Origin of the sequence: Nioella nitratireducens, assembly GCF_001879715.1 — a bacterium.
Taxonomy (GTDB): Bacteria; Pseudomonadota; Alphaproteobacteria; order Rhodobacterales; family Rhodobacteraceae; genus Nioella; species Nioella nitratireducens.
Genome location: NZ_MNBW01000078.1, coordinates 1 through 504, shown reverse-complemented (window position 1 = coordinate 504; position 504 = coordinate 1). Strand labels below are relative to the sequence as shown.

Annotated in this window: 2 protein-coding genes; both read right to left on the bottom strand. The window is 54.4% G+C overall.

What is annotated here, in order from left to right; genetic code table 11:
- Positions 1–37: 37 nt before the first annotated feature.
- Complete coding sequence (locus BKY27_RS19670) at positions 38–226, bottom strand: hypothetical protein (RefSeq protein ID WP_071676139.1); 189 nt, start codon at positions 224–226, stop codon at positions 38–40.
- Between the two features lie 197 nt (positions 227–423).
- Positions 424–504: EF-Tu C-terminal domain-related protein (locus BKY27_RS19665; protein WP_089964097.1), on the bottom strand; the 81-nt coding region annotated here is incomplete at its 5' end.

The following is a 504-nucleotide window of genomic DNA, read 5'->3' as shown; positions in this document are numbered from 1 at the left end:
GCCCCCATAACTCATTGAAATGACTCAGGCCACCACGTCAAAAAGCGAAAATCGCGCCTGATTTTGTCGAACTTGGGTGGCCACCGTCACCGTCGCCATCGTCTTCGGCCCATGCAGCGCCGTGCCACCCCGGAATGGGGGCGACCATTGCACCGGTGGCCAGAACCAGGCCGAGCGCAAGGGCCGAGGTCGTCTTGAAGAGAGTCGCCTTGGAATAAAGTTTCATTTTCGTTTCCTCCTGGAATCAAATCGTCCAAGGAGTATTAAATTCCGATTCTCGTATGTGTTCGTTGATCTCTGTCAATCATTTCGATGATATATTAACTTTCGTTTAAGTCGTGAAATCTAGCCCAACCCATTGCTTGAAAACGAAAAAGGCCGCCCCTGAGGACGGCCTTTCCATTGGTCTGGTGATCCGGTCGCTTATGCGAGGATCTTGGACACGACGCCGGAGCCGACGGTGCGGCCGCCTTCGCGGATGGCGAAGCGCAGGCCGTCTTCCAT

Excerpts from the sequence above, each read along its gene's own strand:
- BKY27_RS19670 (WP_071676139.1), bottom strand. The coding sequence starts at position 226 with ATGAAACTTTATTCCAAGGCGACTCTCTTCAAGACGACCTCGGCCCTT.